This window comes from Haloferax sp. Atlit-6N, from assembly GCF_003383195.1.
In the GTDB taxonomy this organism is placed as follows: domain Archaea; phylum Halobacteriota; class Halobacteria; order Halobacteriales; family Haloferacaceae; genus Haloferax; species Haloferax gibbonsii.
Window position 1 is genome coordinate 1 of sequence record NZ_QEQJ01000380.1, and the last position, 443, is coordinate 443.

General features: G+C 63.4%; 1 protein-coding gene. It reads left to right on the forward strand.

The window, feature by feature from the left end:
- A partial coding sequence (locus DEQ92_RS22850) for an enoyl-CoA hydratase-related protein (RefSeq protein WP_233516961.1) occupies positions 1–222 on the forward strand: 222 nt, incomplete at its 5' end.
- Between the last annotated feature and the right edge of the window lie 221 nt (positions 223–443).

Genomic DNA, 443 nt, shown 5'->3' on the forward strand with positions numbered 1-443 from the left:
GTCGCCCTCGAGTGGGCCGCAGAGATGACCGATAAATCGCCTACTGCGATACGAATGCTCAAATACGCGTTCAACATGACCGACGACGGGCTCGTCGGCCAGCAGGTGTTCGCCGGCGAAGCGACGCGGCTCGCGTATATGACCGAGGAGGCGCAGGAGGGCCGCGACGCCTTCTTGGAGAAGCGCGATCCGGACTTCAGTCAGTATCCCTGGCACTACTAATCCACCTTTTTCCACGGTGGGTTTCCTCGCGGCGCGTCGCAGCGCGTCGCGCCGCTGCGGGAACCCACCGCGCAAAAACCTGGAGGGAAAAAGGCCGCTCGGCTCGCAGTCGCTCGCCTCGCGGTGCAATCGGTGTGACAACCGCAGAGCGGCGCGAGCAGTAGCCCATCGCCCATCGGACTGGCCCAATTCGGTCACGGTCGGACCCACGGAAATATGTT